18 protein-coding genes are annotated in these 24,404 nt (G+C 45.7%); 12 read left to right on the forward strand and 6 right to left on the reverse strand.

All coding sequences use genetic code 11. The annotated features are described in order from the left end of the window. Positions 1-56: 56 nt before the first annotated feature. From fusA to MTR11_RS23040, 5 genes are all read left to right on the forward strand, one after another. Positions 57-2,156, forward strand: coding sequence for an elongation factor G (gene fusA, locus MTR11_RS23020; RefSeq protein ID WP_005397643.1), 2,100 nt, complete (start codon positions 57-59; stop codon positions 2,154-2,156). A gap of 153 nt (positions 2,157-2,309) precedes the next feature. After that, on the forward strand, positions 2,310-3,494 hold the full coding sequence (tuf, locus tag MTR11_RS23025; RefSeq protein WP_012841309.1) for an elongation factor Tu: 1,185 nt from the start codon (positions 2,310-2,312) through the stop codon (positions 3,492-3,494). A gap of 331 nt (positions 3,495-3,825) precedes the next feature. Beyond that, a complete protein-coding gene (locus tag MTR11_RS23030) occupies positions 3,826-4,014 on the forward strand; it encodes a (2Fe-2S)-binding protein (RefSeq protein WP_031780493.1) in 189 nt (62 codons plus the stop codon). A gap of 101 nt (positions 4,015-4,115) precedes the next feature. After that, positions 4,116-4,592 (forward strand): bacterioferritin, encoded by a 477-nt coding sequence (gene bfr, locus MTR11_RS23035; RefSeq protein ID WP_005395745.1) that lies wholly within the window; start codon positions 4,116-4,118, stop codon positions 4,590-4,592. Positions 4,593-4,795: 203 nt separating this feature from the next. Then, positions 4,796-6,073 (forward strand): malic enzyme-like NAD(P)-binding protein, encoded by a 1,278-nt coding sequence (locus MTR11_RS23040; RefSeq protein ID WP_006742766.1) that lies wholly within the window; start codon positions 4,796-4,798, stop codon positions 6,071-6,073. 114 nt (positions 6,074-6,187) lie between these two features. On the opposite strand, the gene metJ is transcribed toward MTR11_RS23040, so the two are convergent. Then, a complete protein-coding gene (gene metJ, locus MTR11_RS23045; RefSeq protein ID WP_005381353.1) occupies positions 6,188-6,508 on the reverse strand; it encodes a met regulon transcriptional regulator MetJ in 321 nt (106 codons plus the stop codon). Between the two features lie 225 nt (positions 6,509-6,733). On the opposite strand from metJ, the gene MTR11_RS23050 reads away from it, so the two are divergent. The 3 genes from MTR11_RS23050 to metF all read left to right on the forward strand — a co-directional run bounded on the left by MTR11_RS23050 (position 6,734) and on the right by metF (position 11,482). After that, complete coding sequence (locus tag MTR11_RS23050; protein ID WP_139060060.1) at positions 6,734-7,894, forward strand: O-succinylhomoserine (thiol)-lyase; 1,161 nt, start codon at positions 6,734-6,736, stop codon at positions 7,892-7,894. Positions 7,895-7,909: 15 nt separating this feature from the next. Continuing rightward, positions 7,910-10,318 (forward strand): bifunctional aspartate kinase/homoserine dehydrogenase II, encoded by a 2,409-nt coding sequence (locus MTR11_RS23055; RefSeq protein ID WP_104969869.1) that lies wholly within the window; start codon positions 7,910-7,912, stop codon positions 10,316-10,318. A 261-nt stretch (positions 10,319-10,579) separates the two neighbouring features. After that, complete coding sequence (gene metF / locus MTR11_RS23060) at positions 10,580-11,482, forward strand: methylenetetrahydrofolate reductase (protein ID WP_046874624.1); 903 nt, start codon at positions 10,580-10,582, stop codon at positions 11,480-11,482. Between the two features lie 70 nt (positions 11,483-11,552). Here the strand turns inward: metF and MTR11_RS23065 are convergent, their stop codons facing one another. From MTR11_RS23065 to argE, 3 genes are all read right to left on the reverse strand, one after another. Then, complete coding sequence (locus MTR11_RS23065) at positions 11,553-12,092, reverse strand: PadR family transcriptional regulator (protein WP_005395734.1); 540 nt, start codon at positions 12,090-12,092, stop codon at positions 11,553-11,555. Between the two features lie 425 nt (positions 12,093-12,517). Continuing rightward, a complete protein-coding gene (gene ppc / locus MTR11_RS23070) occupies positions 12,518-15,151 on the reverse strand; it encodes a phosphoenolpyruvate carboxylase (RefSeq protein WP_074191330.1) in 2,634 nt (877 codons plus the stop codon). Between the two features lie 272 nt (positions 15,152-15,423). Next, complete coding sequence (gene argE, locus MTR11_RS23075) at positions 15,424-16,560, reverse strand: acetylornithine deacetylase (RefSeq protein ID WP_114324094.1); 1,137 nt, start codon at positions 16,558-16,560, stop codon at positions 15,424-15,426. Between the two features lie 144 nt (positions 16,561-16,704). Here argE and argC point away from each other — a divergent pair, with 144 nt between their 5' ends. The 4 genes from argC (at position 16,705) to argH (ending at position 21,949) form a co-directional block, all read left to right on the forward strand. Beyond that, complete coding sequence (gene argC / locus MTR11_RS23080) at positions 16,705-17,709, forward strand: N-acetyl-gamma-glutamyl-phosphate reductase (protein ID WP_006742772.1); 1,005 nt, start codon at positions 16,705-16,707, stop codon at positions 17,707-17,709. Positions 17,710-17,730: 21 nt separating this feature from the next. Then, a complete protein-coding gene (gene argB / locus MTR11_RS23085) occupies positions 17,731-18,522 on the forward strand; it encodes an acetylglutamate kinase (RefSeq protein ID WP_065645890.1) in 792 nt (263 codons plus the stop codon). 84 nt (positions 18,523-18,606) lie between these two features. Further along, on the forward strand, positions 18,607-19,821 hold the full coding sequence (locus MTR11_RS23090) for an argininosuccinate synthase (protein WP_065645889.1): 1,215 nt from the start codon (positions 18,607-18,609) through the stop codon (positions 19,819-19,821). Between the two features lie 253 nt (positions 19,822-20,074). Beyond that, on the forward strand, positions 20,075-21,949 hold the full coding sequence (gene argH, locus MTR11_RS23095; RefSeq protein WP_243328459.1) for an argininosuccinate lyase: 1,875 nt from the start codon (positions 20,075-20,077) through the stop codon (positions 21,947-21,949). 206 nt (positions 21,950-22,155) lie between these two features. Here argH and MTR11_RS23100 read toward each other — a convergent pair whose 3' ends face one another. Further along, positions 22,156-22,425, reverse strand: coding sequence for a DUF3624 domain-containing protein (locus MTR11_RS23100; protein ID WP_012841349.1), 270 nt, complete (start codon positions 22,423-22,425; stop codon positions 22,156-22,158). 390 nt (positions 22,426-22,815) lie between these two features. Beyond that, the gene (locus MTR11_RS23105; protein WP_243328460.1) at positions 22,816-24,288 is read right to left on the reverse strand and encodes a dihydrolipoyl dehydrogenase; all 1,473 of its coding nucleotides are present in this window, start codon (positions 24,286-24,288) and stop codon (positions 22,816-22,818) included. Between the last annotated feature and the right edge of the window lie 116 nt (positions 24,289-24,404).

The raw sequence follows: 24,404 nt of genomic DNA on the forward strand, positions 1-24,404 counted from the left end.
TTCTCTCGCAGCACTTTTCTATACTCTAAGGTACACCTTAGTAAGAGGATACAATCGTGGCTCGTAAAACTCCTATTGAGCGCTACCGTAATATCGGTATCTGTGCTCACGTAGATGCAGGAAAAACAACCACAACTGAGCGTATTCTGTTCTACACTGGCCTTTCTCACAAAATCGGCGAAGTTCACGATGGTGCAGCAACCATGGACTGGATGGAGCAGGAGCAGGAACGTGGTATCACTATCACATCCGCTGCGACTACTACATTCTGGCGTGGTATGGAAGCACAGTTCCCTGAGCATCGCGTAAACATCATTGATACCCCTGGACACGTTGACTTTACTATCGAAGTAGAGCGTTCTCTTCGTGTACTTGATGGTGCTGTGGTTGTGTTCTGTGGCTCATCTGGTGTTGAACCTCAGTCTGAAACTGTATGGCGTCAAGCAGACAAATACCACGTTCCACGTTTGGTATTTGTAAACAAGATGGACCGTGCGGGCGCAGACTTCCTACGCGTTGTGGACCAAATTAAAAATCGTCTTGGTGCGAATCCTGTTCCAATCCAACTGAACGTTGGTGCAGAAGATGAGTTCAGAGGTGTCATCGACCTTATCAAGATGAAGATGATCAACTGGAATGAAGCCGATCAAGGCACTTCGTTTACTTACGAAGACATCCCAGCTGACATGATCGAACTTGCTGAAGAGTGGCGCAACCACATGGTTGAATCCGCTGCTGAAGCTAGCGAAGAGCTGATGGACAAGTACCTTGAAGAAGGTGAATTGACTGAAGCTGAGCTCAAACAAGCTCTACGTACTCGTACACTAAACAACGAAATCGTACTGGCCACTTGTGGTAGTGCGTTTAAGAACAAAGGTGTTCAAGCGGTACTAGATGCTGTGATCGAGTTCTTGCCATCGCCAGTTGACGTACCTGCAATTAAAGGTGTTGACGAAAGAGAAAATGAAGTTGAGCGTCACGCTGACGACAACGAACCATTCTCTGCGCTAGCATTTAAGATCGCGACTGACCCATTCGTGGGTACGCTAACGTTCATGCGTGTTTACTCTGGTGTAGTAAACTCCGGCGACGCTGTTTACAACTCTGTAAAAGAGAAGAAAGAGCGTTTCGGTCGTATCGTTCAGATGCATGCGAATAAGCGTGAAGAAGTGAAAGAAGTTCGCGCTGGTGATATCGCTGCTGCTATCGGTCTGAAAGACGTAACAACAGGTGACACACTGTGTGATCAGAACCACAAAGTGATTCTAGAGCGCATGGAGTTCCCTGAACCAGTTATTCAGATTGCTGTAGAACCTCGTTCTAAGGCAGACCAAGAGAAAATGGCTATCGCGCTAGGTAAACTGGCTGCGGAAGATCCATCATTCCGCGTGGAAACGGACGACGAATCAGGTCAGACTCTGATCTCAGGTATGGGTGAACTTCACCTAGACATTATCGTTGATCGTATGAAGCGTGAATTCAGCGTTGATTGTAACGTTGGTAAACCTCAGGTTGCTTACCGTGAAACCATTCGTGGTAAAGCGGAAGTTGAAGGTAAGTTTGTTCGTCAATCAGGTGGTCGTGGTCAATACGGTCATGTGTGGGTCAAACTTGAGCCTTCTGAACCTGGCGAAGGTTTCGTATTCGTAGACGAAATCGTGGGTGGTGTGATTCCTAAGGAATACATCAGTTCGGTATCGAAAGGTATCGAGGAACAAATGAATAGTGGTGTTCTAGCGGGTTACCCTGTACTAGATATTAAAGCTACACTATTTGATGGTTCTTACCACGATGTAGACTCAAGCGAGATGGCGTTTAAGATCGCTGGCTCGATGGCATTCAAGAAAGGTGCACTAGAAGCACAACCTGTGATTCTAGAACCAATGATGAATGTCGAAGTAACCACTCCGGAAGACTGGATGGGTGACGTTGTTGGTGACCTAAACCGTCGTCGCGGTATCATTGAAGGCATGGACGAAGGTGTGGCTGGTCTTAAGATCATCCGTGCTCAAGTACCACTATCTGAAATGTTCGGTTACGCAACTGATCTACGTTCTGCAACTCAAGGCCGTGCGTCTTACTCTATGGAGTTTCACGAGTACGCTGAAGTGCCGAAAAACTTCGCAGATAAAATTATTGCAGAGCGTGGTTACTAATTGACGATTGAACTACAAAAAGTTTACGACTTTTTGCGAGATCAGGGCGTCCAAATATTGCGCTAACGGGCGTTGGCGCATAAAATAACAATTTCTGGCGCGTCGTCGATCAATAATGATCACGACGAATCATAACTAGGAAGGAACACGATCGTGTCTAAAGAAAAATTTGAACGTACGAAACCGCACGTTAACGTTGGTACTATCGGCCACGTTGACCACGGTAAAACAACTCTAACTGCAGCTATCTGTACTACTCTTGCTAAAGTTTACGGCGGTGTAGCTAAAGACTTCGCATCTATCGATAACGCTCCAGAAGAGCGTGAGCGCGGTATCACAATCGCAACTTCTCACGTTGAGTACGACACTCCAACTCGTCACTACGCACACGTTGACTGTCCAGGACACGCGGACTACGTTAAAAACATGATCACTGGTGCTGCACAGATGGACGGTGGTATCCTAGTTGTTGCTGCGACAGATGGCCCAATGCCACAAACTCGTGAGCACATCCTACTAGGCCGTCAGGTTGGTATCCCATACATCATCGTATTCATGAACAAATGTGACATGGTTGACGATGAAGAGCTACTAGAACTAGTAGAAATGGAAGTTCGTGAACTTCTATCTGAGTACGATTTCCCAGGTGATGACCTACCAGTTATCCAAGGTTCTGCACTAGGCGCACTAAACGGCGAAGAGCAGTGGGAAGCGAAAATCGTTGAACTAGCTGAAGCTCTAGATACTTACATCCCTGAGCCAGAGCGTGCGGTAGATCAGCCATTCCTAATGCCTATCGAAGACGTATTCTCAATCCAAGGTCGTGGTACAGTAGTAACTGGTCGTATCGAGCGTGGTATCCTAACTGTAGGTGACGAAGTTGCTATCGTAGGTATCAAGGAAACAACTACTACAACATGTACTGGTGTAGAGATGTTCCGTAAGCTTCTAGACGAAGGCCGTGCAGGTGAGAACGTTGGTGCACTTCTACGTGGTACTAAGCGTGACGAAGTTGAACGTGGTCAAGTACTAGCGAAGCCTGGTTCAATCACTCCACACACTAAGTTCGAATCAGAAGTATACGTACTGTCTAAAGATGAAGGTGGTCGTCACACTCCATTCTTCAAAGGCTACCGTCCACAGTTCTACTTCCGTACAACTGACGTAACTGGTGACATCCAGCTACCAGAAGGCGTAGAAATGGTAATGCCAGGTGACAACGTACAGATGACTGTTGAGCTAATCGCACCAATCGCAATGGACGAAGGTCTACGTTTCGCGATCCGTGAAGGTGGCCGTACAGTAGGTGCTGGTGTTGTTGCTAAGATCTTCGACTAATTCATAACGAATTAAACGAAATCTTGCACTCTTCTTCTTTATGAAGAAAGCGCATCGAGAAAGGGAAGCTTAGGCTTCCCTTTTTTATATCTAAATTATATTTGGTTATAAGTGTTCGTAGGAAATACGTTAATTTTTTAATTTAAAAACAGAATATTACCGGCTCTATTTTTCAACACCTTTAGTCGTAACACCTAACCCTCTGATCTTTGCCTACTGTCACCAAATCTATATAACAAAATATTCTGAACAGGCCTATCAATGCGACTGGTAACAAGAACTATTCTTGTTTATATTGGTTGCCACAGGTTAATTTAATAGGTTTTTGAGTATGTACGTTTGTCTTTGCCATGGGGTCTCCGACAAGAAAATTAGGAAGTTGGCGATAGATGAAGGCGTAACGGATATTAAAGGAATCAAAAAATGCACAGCATTGGGTAGCCAATGTGGTAAGTGCATCAGACAGGCCAAGGATATTTTAGCGGAAACCAGTTACACGGTATTCAAACAAGCTAGCTAATTACTGTGAGCATGCGGTAATTAAGTAATTATTTGCCTAGCGTTTTGACACCTTCTCATTTGCTTCTACATTTAAATGAAGCCAAAGAGGAGGTTTTTGTCATGAAAGGCGATCCAATCATCATCCAACATCTCAATAAAGTGCTCGGAAATGAGCTCATCGCTATTAATCAGTATTTTCTTCATGCTCGAATGTATAAGGACTGGGGGTTAAAGCACCTAGCAGATAAGGAATATCACGAATCTATCGATGAGATGAAACATGCCGATCATCTGATTGAGCGTATTTTGTTTCTTGAGGGCTTACCTAATCTACAAGATTTAGGCAAGTTGATGATAGGTGAAGACACTAAAGAAATGCTCGAGTGTGACTTAAAGCTTGAAATGGCCGCCATTCCAGATTTAAAAGATGCGATTGCTTATGCTGAAGACATTCGAGACTATGTGTCTCGCGATCTGTTTCAAGATATTCTTGAAGATGAAGAAGAGCATGTTGATTGGCTAGAGACGCAACTTGGCTTGATTGAAATGTCTGGCATTGAGAACTACCTCCAAGCGCAATACGTAGACGAAGAGTAATAACGTCCAGGATTTTGCGCACTTCAATTGTAAGAAGAAAAGAGCACCTGACTCGAAAATCAGGTGCTTATCCCCGCTATCTGGTCTAATCTCTTTTATTATCGGCTTTTTAAGGATATTGCTCGCAATCTTGCCTATGAAGTTTGATTTCTATCCGATAGAATTTATCCCCCCTTACCTAAAAATAAAAAAGAGAAACGTCCATGTCTGAAGACAATCGCCAAGCAGCCACTCCAGAAGAAGAACATCGCCAAAAAGCATTGGATTACCATGCTTATCCAACTCCAGGGAAGATTGCTGTCGAATTGACAAAGCCTGCGGAAACGGCGGGTGATCTTGCCCTTGCTTACAGCCCAGGTGTTGCAGAACCAGTGCGTGAAATCGCACAAAACCCTGATAACGTGTACAAGTACACAGCGAAAGGCAACATGGTTGCTGTTATTTCTAACGGTACCGCTATTTTAGGTCTAGGTAACCTAGGTCCACTTGCATCTAAGCCAGTAATGGAAGGTAAAGCGTTATTGTTTAAACGTTTTGCAGGTCTTGATTCTATTGATATTGAAGTTAAGCACCGCACGATAGATGAATTTGTTGATACTGTTGCAAGCATTGCAGACACCTTTGGTGGTATCAACCTTGAAGATATTAAAGCACCAGATTGTTTTGAGATTGAAAAGCGTCTAATTGAGCGTTGTGATGTACCAGTATTCCACGATGATCAGCACGGTACTGCGATTGTAACGGCGGCAGGCATGCTGAACGCGATCGAACTTCAAGGTAAGAAGCTTGAAGACTCAACGATCGTTTGTCTTGGCGCTGGCGCTGCAGCCGTTGCGTGTATGGAGCTGCTGATTAAATGTGGTGCAATGCGCGAAAAAATTTACATGCTGGATCGTAAAGGTGTGATCCACACTCGTCGTGATGATCTTAATGAATACAAGCAGCTATTCGCAAACAACACGGACAAACGCACATTAGAAGACGTGATTGAAGGCGCGGATCTGTTCCTAGGTGTATCTGGTCCAAACCTATTGCCAGCGGAAGCGTTGAAGCTGATGGCAGATAAGCCAATCGTATTTGCATGTTCGAATCCAGATCCTGAAATTAAGCCGGAACTTGCCCACGCTGTTCGTGATGATTTGATCATGGGGACTGGCCGTAGTGATTACCCGAACCAAGTAAACAACGTATTGTGTTTCCCATTCATCTTCCGTGGTGCTCTTGATGTGCGCGCAAGTGAAATCAATGATGAAATGAAACTTGCAGCCGTTGAGGCGATTCGTGAGCTAGCAAAAGAGCCTGTACCTGAAACTGTATTGAAGGCCGCAGGCGTCGATAAGCTTGAGTTTGGTGCAGACTACATCATTCCAAAACCAATGGACTCACGTTTACTACCACGTGTTGCAAAAGCTGTGGCTCAGGCGGCAGTTGATTCAGGTGTTGCTCGTATCGAGATGCCTGAAAACTACATGGCAGAGTAATATATCTATTAGATGTGATGTACAAAAAATGGGACGCAATCGCGTCCCATTTTTTATGTCATTCTTTTGGCTCGATATAAGAATTGCTATCTGAAGCCTCAAGCCTCGCTTTTTTTACTCTTCGTCAAACGACTCAAATTCGATGCCCATTTCCGTCATCAGTGCTTTTACTTCTGTTGGAATATCATCTGGACGGTCTTTACGAAGGTCTTCATCTGTTGGAAGTGGCTGACCTGTGTACGCGTGCAAAAATGCTTCGCATAGTAATTCACTATTGGTTGCATGGCGTAAGTTATTGATCTGACGGCGAGTACGCTCATCAGTTAGCACTTTTAAAACTTTTAGCGGGATAGAGACGGTAATTTTTTTTACTTGTTCGCTTTTTTTGCCGTGCTCTGCATATGGGCTAATGTATTCGCCATTCCAGTCAGCCATTGCACACCTTCATTTATGTAATCAGTTAAAAATAATTTAGGTGCTGATTTTAGCTGCATTTACCGCCATAAGCAAAGACATATAGACGTCTGGAAGTGTTGACGTCTCATTTTTTGACGAGTAAAGTGAACAGAACAGCAAAGGAAGTGTGTTGATCACTTTATTTTACTCATTAGATATAGCGCATTCCTATTTAGAAGTCATTACCCGTGAAAGGATACACCCATGAGCTCTCGCAAACCTGCGACCATTGCAGTACGCACTGGTATTGAATCAGACAGCCAATATCACGCTGTCGTTCCGCCTATTTATCTTTCCACTAACTATGGTTTTCCTGCTTTTGGTGAAGTACCTAAGTATGATTACACGCGATCTGGAAATCCAAACCGCGGACTGTTGGAAAGTGCGTTATCTGAACTCGAGTCTGGAAAAGGAGCGGTTGTCACGAACTGCGGTACGTCGGCATTAAATTTATGGGTGTCCGCTTTTCTTGGCCCTGATGATCTCATTATTGCTCCTCACGATTGTTATGGCGGCACCTATCGTCTTTTTAATACCCGAGCCAACAAAGGCGATTTTAAGGTTCAGTTTGTCGATCAATCAGACGAGCAAGCTTTGGATGCAGCATTAGCACAAAAACCAAAACTCATTTTGCTAGAAACTCCGTCAAACCCTCTGGTTCGCGTAGTGGATATTGCAGCTACCTGTGAAAAAGCGAAACAAGTCGGCGCGTTAGTTGCGGTGGACAATACCTTTTTGACACCCGTGTACCAAAAGCCTTTGGACTTGGGCGCAGATTTCGTCATTCACTCCACAACGAAGTATATCAACGGTCATTCAGACGTGATTGGTGGCGTGATCATCACCAAAACAGAAGCGCATGCAGAAGAGCTTGCATGGTGGGGCAATTGCATTGGTGCGACTGGCACACCTTTCGATAGTTATATGACGTTGCGAGGCATTCGTACACTTGGTGCTCGCATGCGAGTGCATGAAGAGAGTTCACAGCAGGTACTGGCTTATCTCCAGAAGCAAGCGTTAGTTAAAACCATTTATCATCCAAGCCTGCCGGAGCACCCGGGTCATGACATTGCTAAAAAGCAGCAAACTGGTTTTGGCTCTATGCTGAGCTTTGAGTTTGCCGGTTCGTTTGAGCAGTTAAAAGTGTTCGTTAAAGAGCTCCAACTGTTTTCATTGGCCGAGTCATTAGGTGGTGTAGAAAGCTTGATTTGTCATCCGGCATCCATGACGCATCGAGCTATGGGAGAGGAAGCACTGGCAGAAGCGGGGGTGTCACATCAACTATTGCGTTTGTCTGTCGGCTTGGAAGATGCACAAGATCTCATCACGGATTTAGAGCAAGCATTCGCTAAAGCTGCCCAATAATAGGAGACGAGAATAATGACTGTACAACGTCAGCTGCATAAGTTTGGTGGCAGTAGCTTAGCAAACCCAGAATGCTATTTACGCGTTGTGGATATTCTTAAGGAGTATTCGACGGAAAATGATCTTGTGGTCGTCTCGGCGGCAGGAAAAACCACTAACCGCTTGATTGAGTTCCTGGAAGGGCTAGACAAAGATGGCCGAATCGCGCATGAAGCACTTCAAAGCCTAAGGCAGTTCCAAACGGAGCTAATAGAAAACTTGTTGGAAAATGAAGTACAAGAAGAACTATTAGCGTTACTGCATGATGAGTTCAGTACCTTATCTGAGCTGACAGCACCACTCACTGGCGCGCAAAAAGCCGCGGTACTAGGACACGGAGAAGTTTGGTCTGCTCGCCTATTGGCCGCGTTATTATCTCAACGTTCTATCCCCGCTGTTGCACAAGATGCACGAGCGTTTTTACGTGCGGAAGCCGGGACTCAACCTGAAGTTGATCGCGCTCGTTCATATCCTTTGATAAAAGAAGTTCTCGCGCAACACAATCATAAACGTGTGGTAATTACTGGCTTTATGGCTCAGAACGAGGCGGGCGAAACCATTTTACTTGGTCGTAATGGCTCTGACTATTCTGCAACTGTCATCGGTGCTCTGGCTGAAGTGAGCACGGTCACCATTTGGAGTGACGTTGCCGGTGTCTATAGTGCCGATCCGCGTTTGGTGGCAGACGCGTGTCTGTTACCGTTACTTCGATTGGATGAAGCCAGCGAACTCGCCCGTTTAGCCGCCCCAGTTCTACACAGTCGTACACTTCAGCCTGTGGCGCAAAGTACTATGGATCTCAACCTCAAGTGTAGCTATCTGCCGGAATCGGGCTCTACTCGTATTGAGCGTGTCTTGGCGTCTGGCCGTGGCGCTAAAATTATTACCTCGCTGGATGATGTTTTATTGGTGCAGCTGTCTTTCATGCATGGGCACGACTTCGAAAAAACACAGAATGATGTATTACAAGCGTTGCAGCGAGCGCAATTGGAGCCATTGGCATTTGAGGCACAGCCCGATCAACACACGTTGCGCTTGGCGTATACCGCAGAAATTGCCGGTGGCGCACTGAAACACTTACAAGAGCTTGCGGTTGAAGCGGAGATTAAGCTCAAAGAAGGCTACTCTCTCTTGGCGGCGGTAGGCGCTGGCGTTACGAAAAACGCCAACCATTGTTTTGGTTTTTATCAGAAGTTAAAACACTCTCCGGTTGAATTTATTTCTGAAACTGAGTCGGGGCTGAGTTTAGTCGCCGTTTTGCGTCGTACTGATACCGAAGTGTTGGTTCAAACGATTCATAGCCAGTTGTTCCAAGCGCAAAAGCGCGTGGCGGTGGCTTTATGTGGCAAGGGCAACATTGGTTCTAGTTGGTTAAATTTATTTGCAACTCAAAAAGGTGAGCTCGAAAAACGTCATGGCATGAGCTTTGACCTTGTCGCGGTCGTGGATAGTCAAACCTACTGGTTCGATGAGCAAGGTATTGATGCAGCAAGTGTTGCTGAACGATTTGATGATGAAAGCCTAGCAAACGATGGGTCTTGGTTGACTCACTTAGGAGCGCTAAAAAATTACGATGAAGCCGTAGTGCTTGATGTGACAGCGAGCAAAGACTTAGCTCAGCGCTATGTAGAAATTGCGCAGCAGGGCATTCATTTGATTTCCGCTAACAAAGTGGCGGGTTCGGCAGATAGCCAGTATTACCATCAGGTTCAAGATGCATTCGCTAAAATTGGTCGTTACTGGCTGTACAACGCGACGGTTGGTGCGGGGTTACCAATAAACCATACCGTGCGAGATCTACGTGAAAGTGGTGATGAGATCGTTGCTCTATCGGGTATTTTCTCAGGGACGTTATCATGGTTATTCCAACAATTTGACGGCTCAGTACCATTTAATGATTTAGTCGACCTCGCTTGGCAGCAAGGTTTAACAGAGCCTGATCCTCGTTCTGATTTAGATGGTTCAGATGTTATGCGTAAGCTGGTTATCTTAGCTCGAGAGTCTGGTCTCGATATTGAGCCGGGCAGCGTTAAGGTTGAATCTCTGGTACCAGAAGAATTAAGAGAACTTAGCATCGATGACTTCTTCGATAACGGAGGGCTGTTGAGTGAAATACTGCAAGAGCGCCTGACAAAAGCACAGAGAAACGACCAAGTGCTTCGCTACGTTGCTCGTTTAGAAAAAAATGGTAAAGCGACGGTGGGAGTAGAAGCGTTATCTCGTGAACATGCGCTCGCCAACCTACTGCCGTGCGACAACATTTTTGCCATTGAAAGTAAGTGGTACAAAGATAACCCACTCGTTATTCGAGGGCCTGGCGCAGGAAGAGAAGTGACAGCCGGCGCGATTCAATCCGACCTCAACCGATTAGCCGGTTTATTCTAAAGTTGCGAGATACCTAAAACCCTGGAACCCGACCAGGGTTTTTTATTTTGCCTTCAGTGCCATACTGAAGTATCGGCTTGTGATAAGTGGTGAAATAACGTTCAAGTAATAACTTGAACTATCCTCATTATTAACTTGAGAAAAATTCATAATTACAAGGTTGACATTAAATCGTATTCAATACATTCTGTAGACATATAGACGTCTAAACGTCGATTTAAGGAATTTGTTTTCGTGGCGGAGTGCCACAGGGAGAGTAAGATGGGATACACGCACGCAGGCCATATTGACGCCTTGAACCAGAATATTGCTGAGTTGTCAGACAACATCAATGTATCATTTGAGTTTTTTCCACCAAGCAGCGCGAAGATGGAAGAGACACTCTGGAATTCAGTGCACCGTCTTAAAACGCTCCAACCTAAATTTGTTTCTGTGACTTACGGCGCTAACTCTGGCGAGCGTGACAGAACGCACTCCATCATTAAAGAAATCAAAGCAACAACCGGATTGGTTGCTGCTCCTCACCTCACTTGTATTGATGCGACTCGCGAAGAGTTAATTAATATTGCCGATGATTACTGGAATAATGGTATTGAAAATATCGTTGCTCTGCGTGGTGATATTCCTCCTGGTGGCGGTGCGCCTGACATGTATGCCTCGGATCTGGTTGAGCTGCTGAAATCACGTCATGATTTTGATATCTCAGTAGCCGCATTTCCTGAGGTTCACCCTGAAGCTAAAAGTGCGCAGTCTGACTTATTGAACCTAAAACGTAAGGTTGATGCAGGCGCAAACCGTGCAATTACTCAGTTCTTTTTTGACGTCGAGTCTTACCTTCGTTTCCGCGATCGCTGTGTGGCGGCAGGAATTGATGTGGAAATTGTCCCTGGTATTTTGCCAGTGTCGAACTTTAAGCAAGCCTCTCGTTTTGCTGCGCAGAACAATGTGAAAGTACCAGGCTGGATGAGTAAACAGTTCGAAGGCTTGGATGATGATCCGGTGACTCGTCAGCTTGTGGGAGCAAGCCAAGCTATTGATATGGTGCGCGTACTTAGTCGTGAAGGCGTTAAGGATTTCCATTTCTACACCCTAAACCGTGCAGAGATGACTTACGCTTTATGTCATACGCTAGGCGTTCGTCCTCGCGCTGCAGTAGGTGCATAAATCGGGTTTCAAAAAGACAAAAGGCTTGCCAAGTGGCAAGCCTTTTTCGTTGTATCAAAGTAAAAGGAAATTAACCAATCACTTCAAGTTCTGTTAGGACTTCTTCAGCCCACGTGATCCACGTTTCACGTAACAGTAGGTTACGACGAAGCGTTAAACGCTCTAGGCGAGCTTGTTTGTCTAAAGTTGACGGCGTTGCGTAGTAAGCCGCTTCAATTTCTTTGTAGTGAGAAACCAGTTTGCGAGACTCTTCAACCAGTTCGGCGAGTTGATCACGGAAAGGTGTTGATGGTTGAACGGCACATGCCATCAATTTCGCTGAAAATTCATCACGAACAGTCGGGTGTGCAGTTGGTTGATCAAACCATTCTCCTAAAGCGCTGCGACCAGCATCTGTGATGGAGTAAACCTTACGGTCTGGTTTGCCTTCTTGAGGTTCTAATACGCAAGTAACCAGCTCTTTCTCGGCCATTTTATTGAGTTCACGGTACACTTGTTGGTGGCTTGCTTTCCAGAAGTAACCGATGCTAGCAGAGAATTCTTTAGTGATATCGTAACCGGTTGCGTCGCGAGTGCTAAGAACAGTTAAGATTACGTGTGGTAATGACATGTCTTCAATCCAAATGGTCAATAAACTTGTAAACAAGCTACTTATACTTTCAGCTGTGCTCTTTCTGGCACTTGAGTTTTTTAATGTATAAGTAGCACCAACAATGTTGGTCCTGTCACCTTAAAGCCGTTTATCACCTAGAGAGATGGGGAGTCCCATCATGGCTGGAGCAGGTATGATTGGATTTATGAGCTCTCAGCAGGCAAGTAGTATATAAATAATAAGCATGAAGTGGAATAGTAGGACAAAATTACCCTAAAAAACTAACATAATAATCAATACTGTTAACTTGTGGTTTTTTATTCTTTTTGTGTGGTAATTTTTGGGTTTTTTATAGTTTATTAAACTGCCTTTTGGTTGCGCAATTATCCAGCGCCAAAAAAAAGCTGAGCACTTGCTCAGCTTTTTTATTACAAATGAAGCGATTAGCCTGTGTTGCGCATGCCAGCTGCAATACCAGCAATTGTCACCATTAGCGCTTCTTCTAGGTTTGCAGATGCTTCTTCGGTTTGGCGTGTACGGTATAGCAACTCGGCTTGTAGCATGTTCAATGGCTCAACGTAGATGTTGCGCAAGCGAATCGATTCGAGTCCCCAAGGGTCATGCTGCATCAAGTTTTCGTTGTTCTCTACATTCAGTACTGCTTTGATATCTTCTTGAAGCTGAGCGCGAAGCTTTTCACCGAGTGGACGGAGTGATTCATCCACCAATCGCTCATCGTAATAGCGAGAAATATCGATATTACACTTCGAGTACACCATTTCTAACATGCCAAGGCGAGTCGAGAAGAACGGCCATTCACGACACATCTCTTCGAGCAGCGCTTGGTGACCTTTATCGATCGAGTATTGAATTGCTTCACCCGCACCTAACCATGCTGGAAGTACCAAACGATTTTGGCTCCACGAGAAGATCCACGGGATTGCACGTAAGCTTTCCACTCCGCCCTTCGGATTACGTTTTGCAGGACGAGAGCCAAGTGGCAACTTACCGAGCTCGAGCTCTGGTGTCGCTTGACGGAAGTAAGGCACAAAGTCAGGCTCGCCGCGAACTACGTTACGATAAGACTCGCAGCTAACTTCTGATAGCACTTCCATTAAGTCGCGCCATTCTTGTTTTGGCTCTGGCGGTGGCAATAGGTTAGCTTCTAGAATCGCGCTCGCGTAAAGGTTAAAACTGTTTACGGCGACATCTGGAAGGCCCAGTTTAAAGCGGATCATCTCGCCCTGTTCTGTTACGCGCAAACCACCTTTCAAGCTTTTTGGTGGTTGAGACAGAAGTGCTGCGTGTGCTGGCGCGCCGCCGCGGCCTACTGTACCGCCACGACCGTGGAATAGAGTCAGTTCAACACCTTCTTCTTCCGCCACTTTTACTAACGATTCCATCGCATGGTACTGAGCCCAGCCTGCAGACATGACACCCGCATCTTTCGCTGAGTCAGAGTAACCAATCATGACCATTTGGTGGTTTTGGATAAAGCCACGGTATAGGTCGATACCCATCAACTGTTTGATGACTGATTCTGCATTGTTCAAGTCGTCTAGCGTCTCGAATAATGGGCAAACATCCATACGATATGGGCAGCCAGCTTCTTGCAGAAGTAGGTGGACTGCTAACACATCCGATGCAGTGCGTGCCATAGAAATTACGTAGGCACCGAATGCTTCACGCGGTTGTGCTGCAATAATCTTACAGGTGTCCAAAACCTCTTTGACTGGTTCTGATGGTTCCCAATCACGAGGCAGAAGAGGACGCTTAGATGCGAGTTCGTTGGTTAGGAAAGCAATCTTATCTTGCTCGCTCCATTGTTCGTAATCACCAATGCCTAAGTAGCGGGTTAATTCAGACAATACGTCTGAATGACGCGTGCTCTCTTGGCGGATATCAAGGCGAACAAGATGAATACCAAATGCTTTTACGCGGCGCAATGTATCTAGTAGAGAGCCATTTGCGATCACACCCATGCCACATTCATTTAGCGACTGGTAACAGGCATACAGAGGTTCCCAAAGTTGCTCGACTTTTTGCAACGGAGCTTTAACGGCCAGTTTTTGACCATGGATCTTAGCATCGAGAATATCTTTGGTTTCGTTCAATAGTGAGCGAAGTTGTTTCAGGATTGCACGATATGGTTCGTGCTGATCTTCGCCAGCAAGTTCACGAACTTGATCGTTTGAAACCGTCATAGACAGTTCACTGATCAACTCGTTGATGTCATTGAGATAAAGATCTGCGGCTTTCCAACGAGACAGAAGCAATACTTCACGCGTCACGCTATGAGTGACGAACGGGTTACCGTCGCGGTCACCCCCCATCCAAGAAGAGAAGTGCACAGGGCGAGCATCAATTGGTAAACCTTCACCCAAGTAAGATTTCAAGCGATCGTGCATTTCACGTAAGAAGTCTGGCACTGCTTCCCACAGTGAGTTTTCTACTACGGCAAAACCCCATTTCGCTTCATCCAATGGAGTAGGGCGTTGTTGACGAATCACGTCAGAATGCCAGCTTTGTGCGATAAGTTGCTCTAAGCGACGCTCGGTTTTCTTGCGCTCTTTAGAAGAAAGATCACTCAGTTCCAACTTTGATAAGCACTCATTGATCTTGACCAATTTGTTGATCATGGTGCGACGCGTGATTTCCGTTGGGTGAGCCGTCAATACCAATTCAATATTCAGATCACGAACCGCTTGCGCAGTGTCCAGTTTGCTCACATCGTTTTGTACCAGTTTAGAAAACAGCGAGTTAATCGCGTCTGGTTCACAAATGTGCTCTTCACAATGGCGTGAAATCGTGTGGTATTGCTCAGCAATATTGGTGAGATTTAGAAATTGGTTAAACGCACGGGTAACGGGCGTTAGTTGCTCATCGGGTAGGTGTTTGATTTCTTCTATCAAGCTTTCCCTGTCTGCTTGATTACCTGCTTGAGCCGATTTGGATAATTTACGAATGGTTTCCACTTTCTCGAAGATTTCTTCGCCATGGGCATCGCGAATGGTGTTACCCAATAAGTGGCCTAACATGCGCACATTACTTTTGAGTGCGGCGTATTTCTCGTTCATTGTCGTCCTGCCTCGTAAAAAAACTACATCCATTGTCCTTGTTAAGACTCCAATCTAGCGAAAAGCACCAGTTATAGTCAAATAAAGCAGACTAAGTTTGCAATTATTCCGCTGTCTCCTGATTTAGAGCAAATTTACGGCAGCTGTAGAATAAGAAGTGAAAATTAATTACAAAATAACAAGTTAAAGAAGTGTTAAGGCTAGCGCTAAATTGTGAAGATAAAAAGATGCAGCTCAATCGAGCTGCACTGACTTTTGAGTTTATTCGTGTATTAACAGCAATACTTGACCATTGCCTTTGAAAGCACATCAATTGTGGGATCGATAAAATCAAATGAGAGAAACTCATCCGGTTGGTGCGCTTGGTCAATTGAACCGGGGCCGAGAACTAAGGTTGGACAGAGCTGTTGTAAGAAGGGCGCCTCAGTACAGTAGTTCACGGTTTCTGAACTGGTTTGGCAGATCTCTTCAACACCACCGATAAATGGGTGGTCATGTTGGCATTCGTAACCCGGAATTGGTTCATGTAAGGGAATTATCTCCAAGCGTCCAGGCCACTTTGCTTCGACTTCTTTTAATGCTCCGCGCAGCATATTTTCTAGGCCATCCAGGCTGATCCCTGGTAGTGGGCGAACATCATAGTGCAGCTCACAGCAACCACAAATACGGTTAGCGCTGTCACCACCGTGAATGTGTCCAAGGTTTAGGGTAGGGCTTGGAATGGCAAAACCCGGATGGTGGTATTCTTTCACCAATTTATCGCGCAGTTGCATCATGGCAAACATCACTTCATGCATGATCTCAATCGCGTTAACGCCTAAGGCAGGATCGGATGAATGGCCTGACTTACCCGTGACCCGAATTGCATTCGCCACATGACCTTTGTGGCCGCGAATAGGAACGAGGCTGGTAGGCTCACCAATAATGCAGTAATCCGGCTTAAAAGGGGCGTTTACGGTGAAATGTCGTGCACCCAACATTGTGGTTTCTTCGTCACAAGTGGCTAATACGTATAGCGGCTTGGTCTGCTTGCTCCAGTCGACTTTTTTGACGGCTTCGTAAATAAAGGCAAAAAAGCCTTTCATGTCTGCCGTGCCTAAACCGTAAAAGCGGTTGTCTTTTTCAGTCAGCTTATGTGGATCAAAGTTCCATCGCCCTTGATCGAATGGCACGGTATCACTGTGGCCAGCAAGTAAAAGGCCGCCTTCACCCTCTCCCATACGTGCAATCATATTGTGCTTGCCTGGCTCCACCTCGATCACTTCAACGTTGAAGCCCAGATCTTTAAACCAAGATGCGAGTTTTTCGATGACTTTTGCATTGCCCTGATCCCAGCTCGGATCCGTGGAGCTGATAGAAGAGGTGCTGATGAGTCCTTCATAGACCTCTAGAAAAGTTGGTAATTGCATGGATTCTTCAAATCTCCTGTTGACAGACAGACCACAAAAATGTAAAACACATATTAAATCATATTTAATGAATAAAAAATCAAAATAAAGCAAAAATTAAATATGAATAGTCATTTGAGCCTTTAAGTATATGGATGTCACACAATGCTAAAAACCACGATTATTGGAGCCAGCGGTTACACCGGCGCAGAGTTAGCGTTAATGGTTAATAAACACCCACAACTCACGCTATCAGGTTTATACGTTTCCGCCAACAGTGTTGATGCAGGAAAGAATATTGCGCAGCTGCACGGTAAGTTAGCAGGCATCATTGATATGCCGGTCTCGCCACTAACGGATCCACTGCAAATCGCTCAAGAATCGGATGTGGTGTTTTTAGCAACGGCTCATGAGGTGAGCCACGATCTAGCCCCAACTTTCTTGGAGGCAGGCTGTCAGGTATTCGATTTATCGGGGGCATTCCGCGTCCAAAGTGAAGGTTTTTACAACACCTTTTATGGCTTCGAGCATCAACATAATAACTGGCTAGATAAAGCTGCATACGGCTTAGCAGAGTGGAACCAGGAATCAATTAAAACTGCTCCCTTAGTTGCTGTAGCAGGTTGCTACCCGACTGCTTCGCAGTTAGCCATCAAACCTCTACTCGAAAATGCATTAGTGGATACCAATCAATGGCCTGTCATTAACGCGACCAGCGGTGTGTCCGGAGCTGGGCGTAAAGCTTCTATGGTGAACAGTTTCTGTGAAGTGAGCTTGCAACCTTATGGTGTATTTACTCATCGTCACCAACCAGAAATTGCTCAGCACTTAGGTTGCGATGTGATTTTTACTCCGCACCTAGGCAACTTTAAACGCGGCATTCTTGCCACGATCACCATGAAGCTAGCATCAGGCGTTACAGAGCAACAAGTCGCTCAAGCATTTGAACAAGCTTATCTAGGAAAGCCAGCCGTGCGTTTAAAAGGCGATGGTATTCCACGTATTCAGGATGTCGAAAATACCCCTTTCTGCGATATCGGCTGGAAGGTACAAGGCGAACATATCATTGTGATTTCAGCCATCGACAACCTACTCAAAGGTGCATCAAGTCAAGCGATGCAATGTCTCAATATTCATTACGGTTACCCAGAACTGACAGCGTTGCTGTAGTCGTTGAAAGAGGGAAATGCGATGACGCAAACCAATCAAGCTCCTTTAGTCATTAAGCTAGGTGGTGCAGCTCTATCATGCACTCAAACCTTAAGCCAACTGTTTGGTGCCATTGCGGCTTACCAAAAATCGGCACAGCGACAAATCGCCATCGTTCATGGCGGTGGCTACCTAGTTGATGAGTTGATGGCAAAGCTTCAGCTTGAAACCGTAAAGAAAAACGGTTTACGCGTAACGCCTTACGATCAAATTCCTGTGATTGCAGGCGCACTTGCAGGCACAGCGAATAAGCTACTTCAAGGCCAAGCCATCGCAGATGGACTCAATGCAGTAGGTCTTAGCCTTGCGGATGGTGGTTTGTGTCTTGTTGAAGAACTTGACCCAGAGTTGGGCGCGGTAGGTAAAGCATCACCGGGTGATTCAACGCTATTACAAGCGGTACTAAACACAGGCGCACTGCCGATCATCAGTTCAATTGGCTTAACCACAGATGGTCAGATGATGAATGTTAATGCTGACCAAGCCGCAGTCGCGGTTGCGGGCGCATTAGATGCGGAGTTGGTCCTGCTATCAGACGTGAGTGGTGTATTAGATGGAAAAGGCCATTTGATCAAAACCTTGTCAGAGCAGCAAGCTAACTCGTTGATCGATGGACATGTGATCACAGACGGCATGATCGTCAAAGTTAAAGCTGCTTTGGAGGCGGCCAATGATCTTGGGCGTCCTATCGAAGTCGCCACCTGGCGTTACCCAGAAAAATTAGTACAGCTATTCGCTGGTGAAAGTATTGGAACGCAATTTTTGCCTCAATAAGCATCAGCAAAAGAATTCAATATTAGGAAGTAGTAGTTGGCACTGACCGCCGAGCGCAGCGCCAGTTAAGTTTGGAGAAGAAAGATGAGCAAAGTGAACGTAAATAAAGTGGTAGTCGCATACTCAGGCGGTCTAGATACCTCAGTAATTATCCCGTGGCTAAAAGAGAACTACGATTGTGAAGTCGTTGCTTTCGTTGCCGATGTTGGTCAAGGCGCAGAAGAGCTAGAAGGTATTGAAGAGAAAGCAAAAGCTTCAGGTGCTTCTGAGTGTTACATCGCTGATCTGAAAGAAGAGATGGTGGCGGATTACATTTACCCAACGCTAAAAACCGGCGCGTACTACGAAGGTAAGTACCTGCTGGGTACATCAATGGCGCGTCCAATTATTGCTAAAGCACAGGTTGAAGTCGCACGTAAAGTGGGCGCGGACGCATTGTGTCACGGCTGTACAGGTAAAGGTAATGACCAAGTTCGTTTCGAAGGCGCATTCGCAGCACTAGCACCAGATCTACAAGTGATTGCCCCTTGGCGTGAATGGGACCTAGTGAGCCGTGAAGAATGTTTAGATTACCTAGCTGAGCGTAATATTCCTTGTTCAGCGTCTCTTACTAAGATCTACTCACGTGATGCAAATGCATGGCATATTTCCACTGAAGGTGGCGTCCTAGAAGATACGTGGAACGCACCAAACGAAGATTGCTGGGTATGGACTGTAGACCCAGAGCAAGCACCAAACGAAGCGGAATACGTCACGCTGAAAGTAGAAAAAGGTGAGGTGGTCGAAGTTGATGGCGAAGCGATGACACCATACAACGCGTTGGTTTATCTAAACGAAAAAGGTGCGAAGCACGGTGTTGGTCGTATCGATATCGTTGAAAACCGTCTAGTAGGAATGAAATCTCGTGGCTGCTACGAAACACCGGGAGGCACCATCATGATGGAAGCGCTGCGTGCCGTTGAACAGCTAGTGTTAGACAAATCATCATTCGAATTCCGTGAAGAGCTGGGTCTAAAAGCGTCTCACCTTGTGTACGATGGTCGTTGGTTTACGCCACTATGTAAGTCGATCCTTGCCGCTTCAGAAGAGCTAGCGCAAGACGTGAATGGCGAAGTGGTTGTTAAGCTCTACAAAGGCCAAGCCACGGTAACGCAAAAACGTTCTGACAACAGCTTGTACTCAGAAGAGTTCGCTACGTTTGGTGAAGATGAGGTTTACGACCAAAGCCATGCGGGTGGTTTCATCCGTCTTTACTCGCTATCAAGCCGTATCCGTGCGTTGAACAGCCAGAAAAAATAATCTCTCCACATCTCGGATTGAGTAAAGACCTGCTATTGGATAGCAGGTCTTTTTTGTTGGCTTACGTCTATGAGCACAAAGATACAAATATATTTCGTTTGAATATATATGTAAAAATATTGAATTTATACTTTATTTTTTGTCGAAATTGCCGTAACGTTGACCCATAAGAAAAAGTGAGCAAATGACCATCAAATTGGTTACTACTCATTCGAGAACGTTAGAGTAAGCAATAGTCATCAGGAGAAACGCAATGGCATTATGGGGCGGAAGATTTACCCAAGCGGCAGACACTAGATTTAAAGAGTTTAACGATTCGTTGCGTTTTGACTACCGATTGGCTGAGCAAGACATCGTAGGTTCAATCGCATGGTCTAAAGCTCTGCTTTCTGTAGATGTTCTATCGGCAGAAGAACAGCAAAAGCTGGAACTTGCTTTAAACGAGCTGAAGTTAGAAGTGATGGAAGACCCTCATCAAATTCTTCGCTCAGATGCAGAAGATATCCACTCGTGGGTTGAACAGCAGCTGATTAGTAAAGTGGGAGATTTAGGTAAAAAACTCCACACTGGGCGTTCTCGTAATGACCAAGTAGCGACAGACCTAAAACTTTGGTGTCGTCAGCAAGGCCAGCAACTGTTGATTGCTTTAGATCGTCTGCAATCGCAAATGGTTCATGTTGCTAAGCAGCACCAAGGCACTGTATTGCCTGGCTATACTCATCTTCAGCGTGCTCAACCTGTCACCTTTGCTCACTGGTGTTTGGCTTATGTTGAAATGTTCGAGCGTGACTACTCTCGTCTGAATGATGCCTTACAGCGCCTCGACACTTGTCCACTTGGCTCGGGTGCTTTAGCTGGCACGGCTTATCCGATTGATCGTGAACAATTAGCTCATAACCTTGGTTTCCACCGCGCTACGCGTAATTCACTCGATTCGGTTTCGGATCGTGATCATGTGATGGAACTGATGTCGGTGGCCTCGATATCTATGTTGCACCTTTCTCGTCTTGCAGAAGATATGATCTTCTACAACTCAGGGGAGTCTAACTTCATTGAGTTAGCGGATACGGTGACGTCTGGTTCGTCATTGATGCCACAGAAGAAAAACCCAGATGCACTTGAGTTGATCCGTGGTAAGACAGGGCGTGTCTATGGCGCATTATCGAGCATGATGATGACAGTGAAAGCCTTACCATTGGCGTACAACAAAGACATGCAAGAAGATAAAGAAGGGTTGTTTGATGCGTTAGACACATGGAATGATTGCATGGAAATGGCAGCGCTGTGTTTTGATGGCATTAAAGTAAATGGTGAGCGTACGCTTGAAGCTGCGAAGCAAGGGTATGCGAACGCGACTGAGTTAGCTGATTACTTAGTCGCGAAAGGCATCCCATTCCGTGAGGCGCACCATATTGTGGGCGTAGCGGTGGTAGGGGCAATTGACAAAGGCTGTGCGCTGGAAGAATTGTCTCTGCAAGAGCTAAAAGCCTTCTCTGAGGTGATTGAAGATGATGTGTATGACATTCTGACGATAGAGTCTTGTTTGGAAAAACGTTGTGCGCTGGGTGGCGTTTCGCCTCACCAAGTCGCTTATGCGGTAGAGCAAGCGGATAAATGTCTGAGCCAGCGTGACAGCTCGGCAGTGAAAGTGCGTCCTGCACGTTTGACGGACATTGAAACACTAGAGGGCATGGTGGCTTATTGGGCGAACCTCGGTGAGAATCTACCCCGCTCTCGTAATGAGCTCGTGAGAGATATTGGCTCCTTCGCGGTGGCTGAGCATCATGGTGAAGTGACAGGTTGCGCTTCTCTATATGTGTATGACTCAGGGTTGGCTGAAATACGCTCTCTTGGTATCGAAGCGGGCTGGCAAGGTCAAGGGCAGGGCAGGGCAATCGTAAATCACTTGGTTGAGAAAGCACGTCAAATGGCGATAAAGAAGGTCTTTGTCCTCACTCGAACGCCAGAGTTCTTTATGAAGCAGAGCTTCTTACCAACATCGAAGTCGCTGTTGCCAGAAAAAGTCTTGAAAGATTGCGATCAGTGTCCACGTCAGCACGCGTGTGATGAAGTGGCGCTAGAGATCAATTTAATGGAGCAAGTGATCCAAAAATCGCATGTGGCATGAGCTGAAATTTCGGAGTGATTTTATTAGCATTCAATGACATAGTTATTTTCTGATTCACTTACATCAGTATTTGCTAAAAAAATCGAAAAAATTTGGAACCTTTGAGAGGAAGCCCGGTCTATTAAAGTACCACTGCTTTTTCTTAGAAGAATCTAAGAGAGCCCCAGAACTGATATTGGTTTTGGGGCTTTTTTCTATCTGCCACTTTACTCTTTTTTATCCGTCTCTTTTCGTCCTCGCCGACGTTGCCACGGCAAGATGACAAAACGCATCCATAAGTGCAAAAACAATAAAATATTGAAAGCGAAACCAGCAAAGATCAAAGCGATCGACTCGATGCTTTGTGGATCATCTTTGAACGCAAACCACCACACAATCCAGCACAGTACCGAAAGCACCGTTAACTGATCCAAGCATCGTTGGCAACGCCCAAGCTTTTTCCAAAACCAATGTTCCTCGCAACGGCGACAAGTCATAGTGTTTTCCAAGGCATCAGTGTTGCTTCAGATTATATACCCAACACAAAGAGAGAAAGCGTTTTTTGTCGCAGCTTAGAGCGCAGGAACACAACCAAAAATGGAAAGTTAGCTTTGTAGAGCTTATGTGGCACGTGATTGATGTATGGTGCGCTGTCAGTCTTTAATAGGAAAAATAATCATGTCGACAGAATTGAAATTTGCGCTGAGTATCGCTGGTGGCTTTTTTACGATCGGTGTAGTCGCGATCATCATGGTAAGTCGTTACGCAATGATGGCAGTGTAGTACTTATGTAATCGCCTCAAAGTAGTCAACAGAAAGCCTCGTTAATCACGAGGCTTTCTGTTTTGTTTGGTATGTAAAGACTGGCTCGATTGAGCATGAAAGCGTTAGCAACCAGGCCCACAGTCAAGGCAATGTTTCACCATTTCTGGCCCTAAGTGTAGTTTTGCATTCAAATCACGTAGAGCGGTGCGGACACCCTCTTCGATCACTGGATGATAGAAGGGCATATCTAGCATCTCAGAAACCGTCATTCTATTTTGGTGTGCCCAAGCCAAAAGATGCGCGAGGTGTTCTGCGTTCGGCCCCATCATCTCTGCACCTAAAAAGCGTCCAGTACCTTGCTCGCCATAGACATGTAACATCCCTTTGTTTCGTAGCATGACACGCGAACGTCCTTGATTCTCAAACGAGACTTCACCAGTAACAAAACAACCACAGCTTCCTAAGCGAGTTTCCAGTTGTTTGAAAGTTTCGCCGACCATAGCTATTTGCGGATCGGAGAATACAGCTGAAATTGGCGAACGACGCAGACCTGCACGAATATCTGGGAAGCGACCAGCATTATCACCAGCAATGCGACCTTGATCAGCGGCTTCGTGCAGCAATGGAACTTGGTTACTTGCATCACCCGCAATAAAAATACTCTCTACGGAGGTTTGCAATGTGTAGTGATCTGCGGTTGGTACACCGCGTTCATCGAGGGCAATATTGGTGTTCTCGATCGCTAGCTTATCTACGTTAGGACGTCGTCCAGTGGCTGCTAAAACGTAATCAACAATAAAGGTTTCTAATTCACCGTCGTGGTTAATGAATTGGATTTCAACTTTGTCTGCGCCTGCTGCATTCGATGATGGTATGCGCTTCATGCTTTCTACTTTTACATCGGCATCAAGATAGAACTCTTCTTTAAAAGTTTTATCTGCGTAAGCCATCACCTCTGGATCTGTCAGTGGACCAACTTGACCACCAAGACCAAAGAGCTTCACTTTCACCCCTAGGCGGTGCAATGCTTGACCGAGTTCAAGTCCGATCACTCCGGGGCCAAATACCGCAACGGACTCAGGCAAATCATCCCAATCAAAGACATCATCATTCATTACGAGACGGTCACCCAACTCATTCCAAGCTGCTGGATAGGCAGGACGAGAGCCCGTCGCGATCACAATCCGTTTTGCGGTGACCTGAGTATGGTCATCTATGATAAGTGTATGATCATCGGCAAACTTCGCGTAACCTGACAACTTGTCTTCTGCGGGAATATCATCGACGCTTTCAAGCACAAAGCCAACAAAACGATCACGTTCGCGTTTTACACGATCCATGACTTCTTGTCCGTTAATGCGTATTTCACCTTGCGGATGGATCCCAAATCCAGGCGCTTTTTCGATTTGGTGGGCACTTTCTGCGGCCGCAATCAACAGCTTAGAGGGCATGCAACCGACGCGAGCACAGGTTGTTCCGTAAGGGCCGCCTTCAATCATTACTACGCTATTAGTATGAGCTTTTGCTGCTCGATAAGCGCCAAGACCAGCAGTACCACCACCAATAATCGCTACGTCGACATTAACTTGTTTCATCGTGAACTCTCGCTTTTTGTTTTTAAGCCAAGCTAGCTACATTGAGCTTGGAGAGTGAATTGGGTCGTTGAATCTGTATAAGGAGTCACCTTATCGGTAGACGACTACTTATCTAG

This window comes from Vibrio sp. CCB-PB317 (assembly GCF_022808245.1).
Classification (GTDB): domain Bacteria; phylum Pseudomonadota; class Gammaproteobacteria; order Enterobacterales; family Vibrionaceae; genus Vibrio; species Vibrio diabolicus.

Bases quoted from the DNA above. Each gene is read 5' to 3' on its own strand.
- MTR11_RS23040 (WP_006742766.1), top strand. From the start codon at position 4,796: ATGTCTGAAGACAATCGCCAAGCAGCCACTCCAGAAGAAGAACATCGC.
- metF (WP_046874624.1), top strand. From the start codon at position 10,580: ATGGGATACACGCACGCAGGCCATATTGACGCCTTGAACCAGAATATT.
- MTR11_RS23055 (WP_104969869.1), top strand. From the start codon at position 7,910: ATGACTGTACAACGTCAGCTGCATAAGTTTGGTGGCAGTAGCTTAGCA.
- argB (WP_065645890.1), top strand. From the start codon at position 17,731: ATGACGCAAACCAATCAAGCTCCTTTAGTCATTAAGCTAGGTGGTGCA.
- MTR11_RS23105 (WP_243328460.1), bottom strand. From the start codon at position 24,288: ATGAAACAAGTTAATGTCGACGTAGCGATTATTGGTGGTGGTACTGCT.
- bfr (WP_005395745.1), top strand. From the start codon at position 4,116: ATGAAAGGCGATCCAATCATCATCCAACATCTCAATAAAGTGCTCGGA.
- argC (WP_006742772.1), top strand. From the start codon at position 16,705: ATGCTAAAAACCACGATTATTGGAGCCAGCGGTTACACCGGCGCAGAG.
- MTR11_RS23030 (WP_031780493.1), top strand. From the start codon at position 3,826: ATGTACGTTTGTCTTTGCCATGGGGTCTCCGACAAGAAAATTAGGAAG.
- argH (WP_243328459.1), top strand. From the start codon at position 20,075: ATGGCATTATGGGGCGGAAGATTTACCCAAGCGGCAGACACTAGATTT.
- MTR11_RS23090 (WP_065645889.1), top strand. From the start codon at position 18,607: ATGAGCAAAGTGAACGTAAATAAAGTGGTAGTCGCATACTCAGGCGGT.
- argE (WP_114324094.1), bottom strand. From the start codon at position 16,560: ATGCAATTACCAACTTTTCTAGAGGTCTATGAAGGACTCATCAGCACC.
- MTR11_RS23100 (WP_012841349.1), bottom strand. From the start codon at position 22,425: ATGACTTGTCGCCGTTGCGAGGAACATTGGTTTTGGAAAAAGCTTGGG.
- metJ (WP_005381353.1), bottom strand. From the start codon at position 6,508: ATGGCTGACTGGAATGGCGAATACATTAGCCCATATGCAGAGCACGGC.
- ppc (WP_074191330.1), bottom strand. From the start codon at position 15,151: ATGAACGAGAAATACGCCGCACTCAAAAGTAATGTGCGCATGTTAGGC.
- MTR11_RS23065 (WP_005395734.1), bottom strand. From the start codon at position 12,092: ATGTCATTACCACACGTAATCTTAACTGTTCTTAGCACTCGCGACGCA.
- MTR11_RS23050 (WP_139060060.1), top strand. From the start codon at position 6,734: ATGAGCTCTCGCAAACCTGCGACCATTGCAGTACGCACTGGTATTGAA.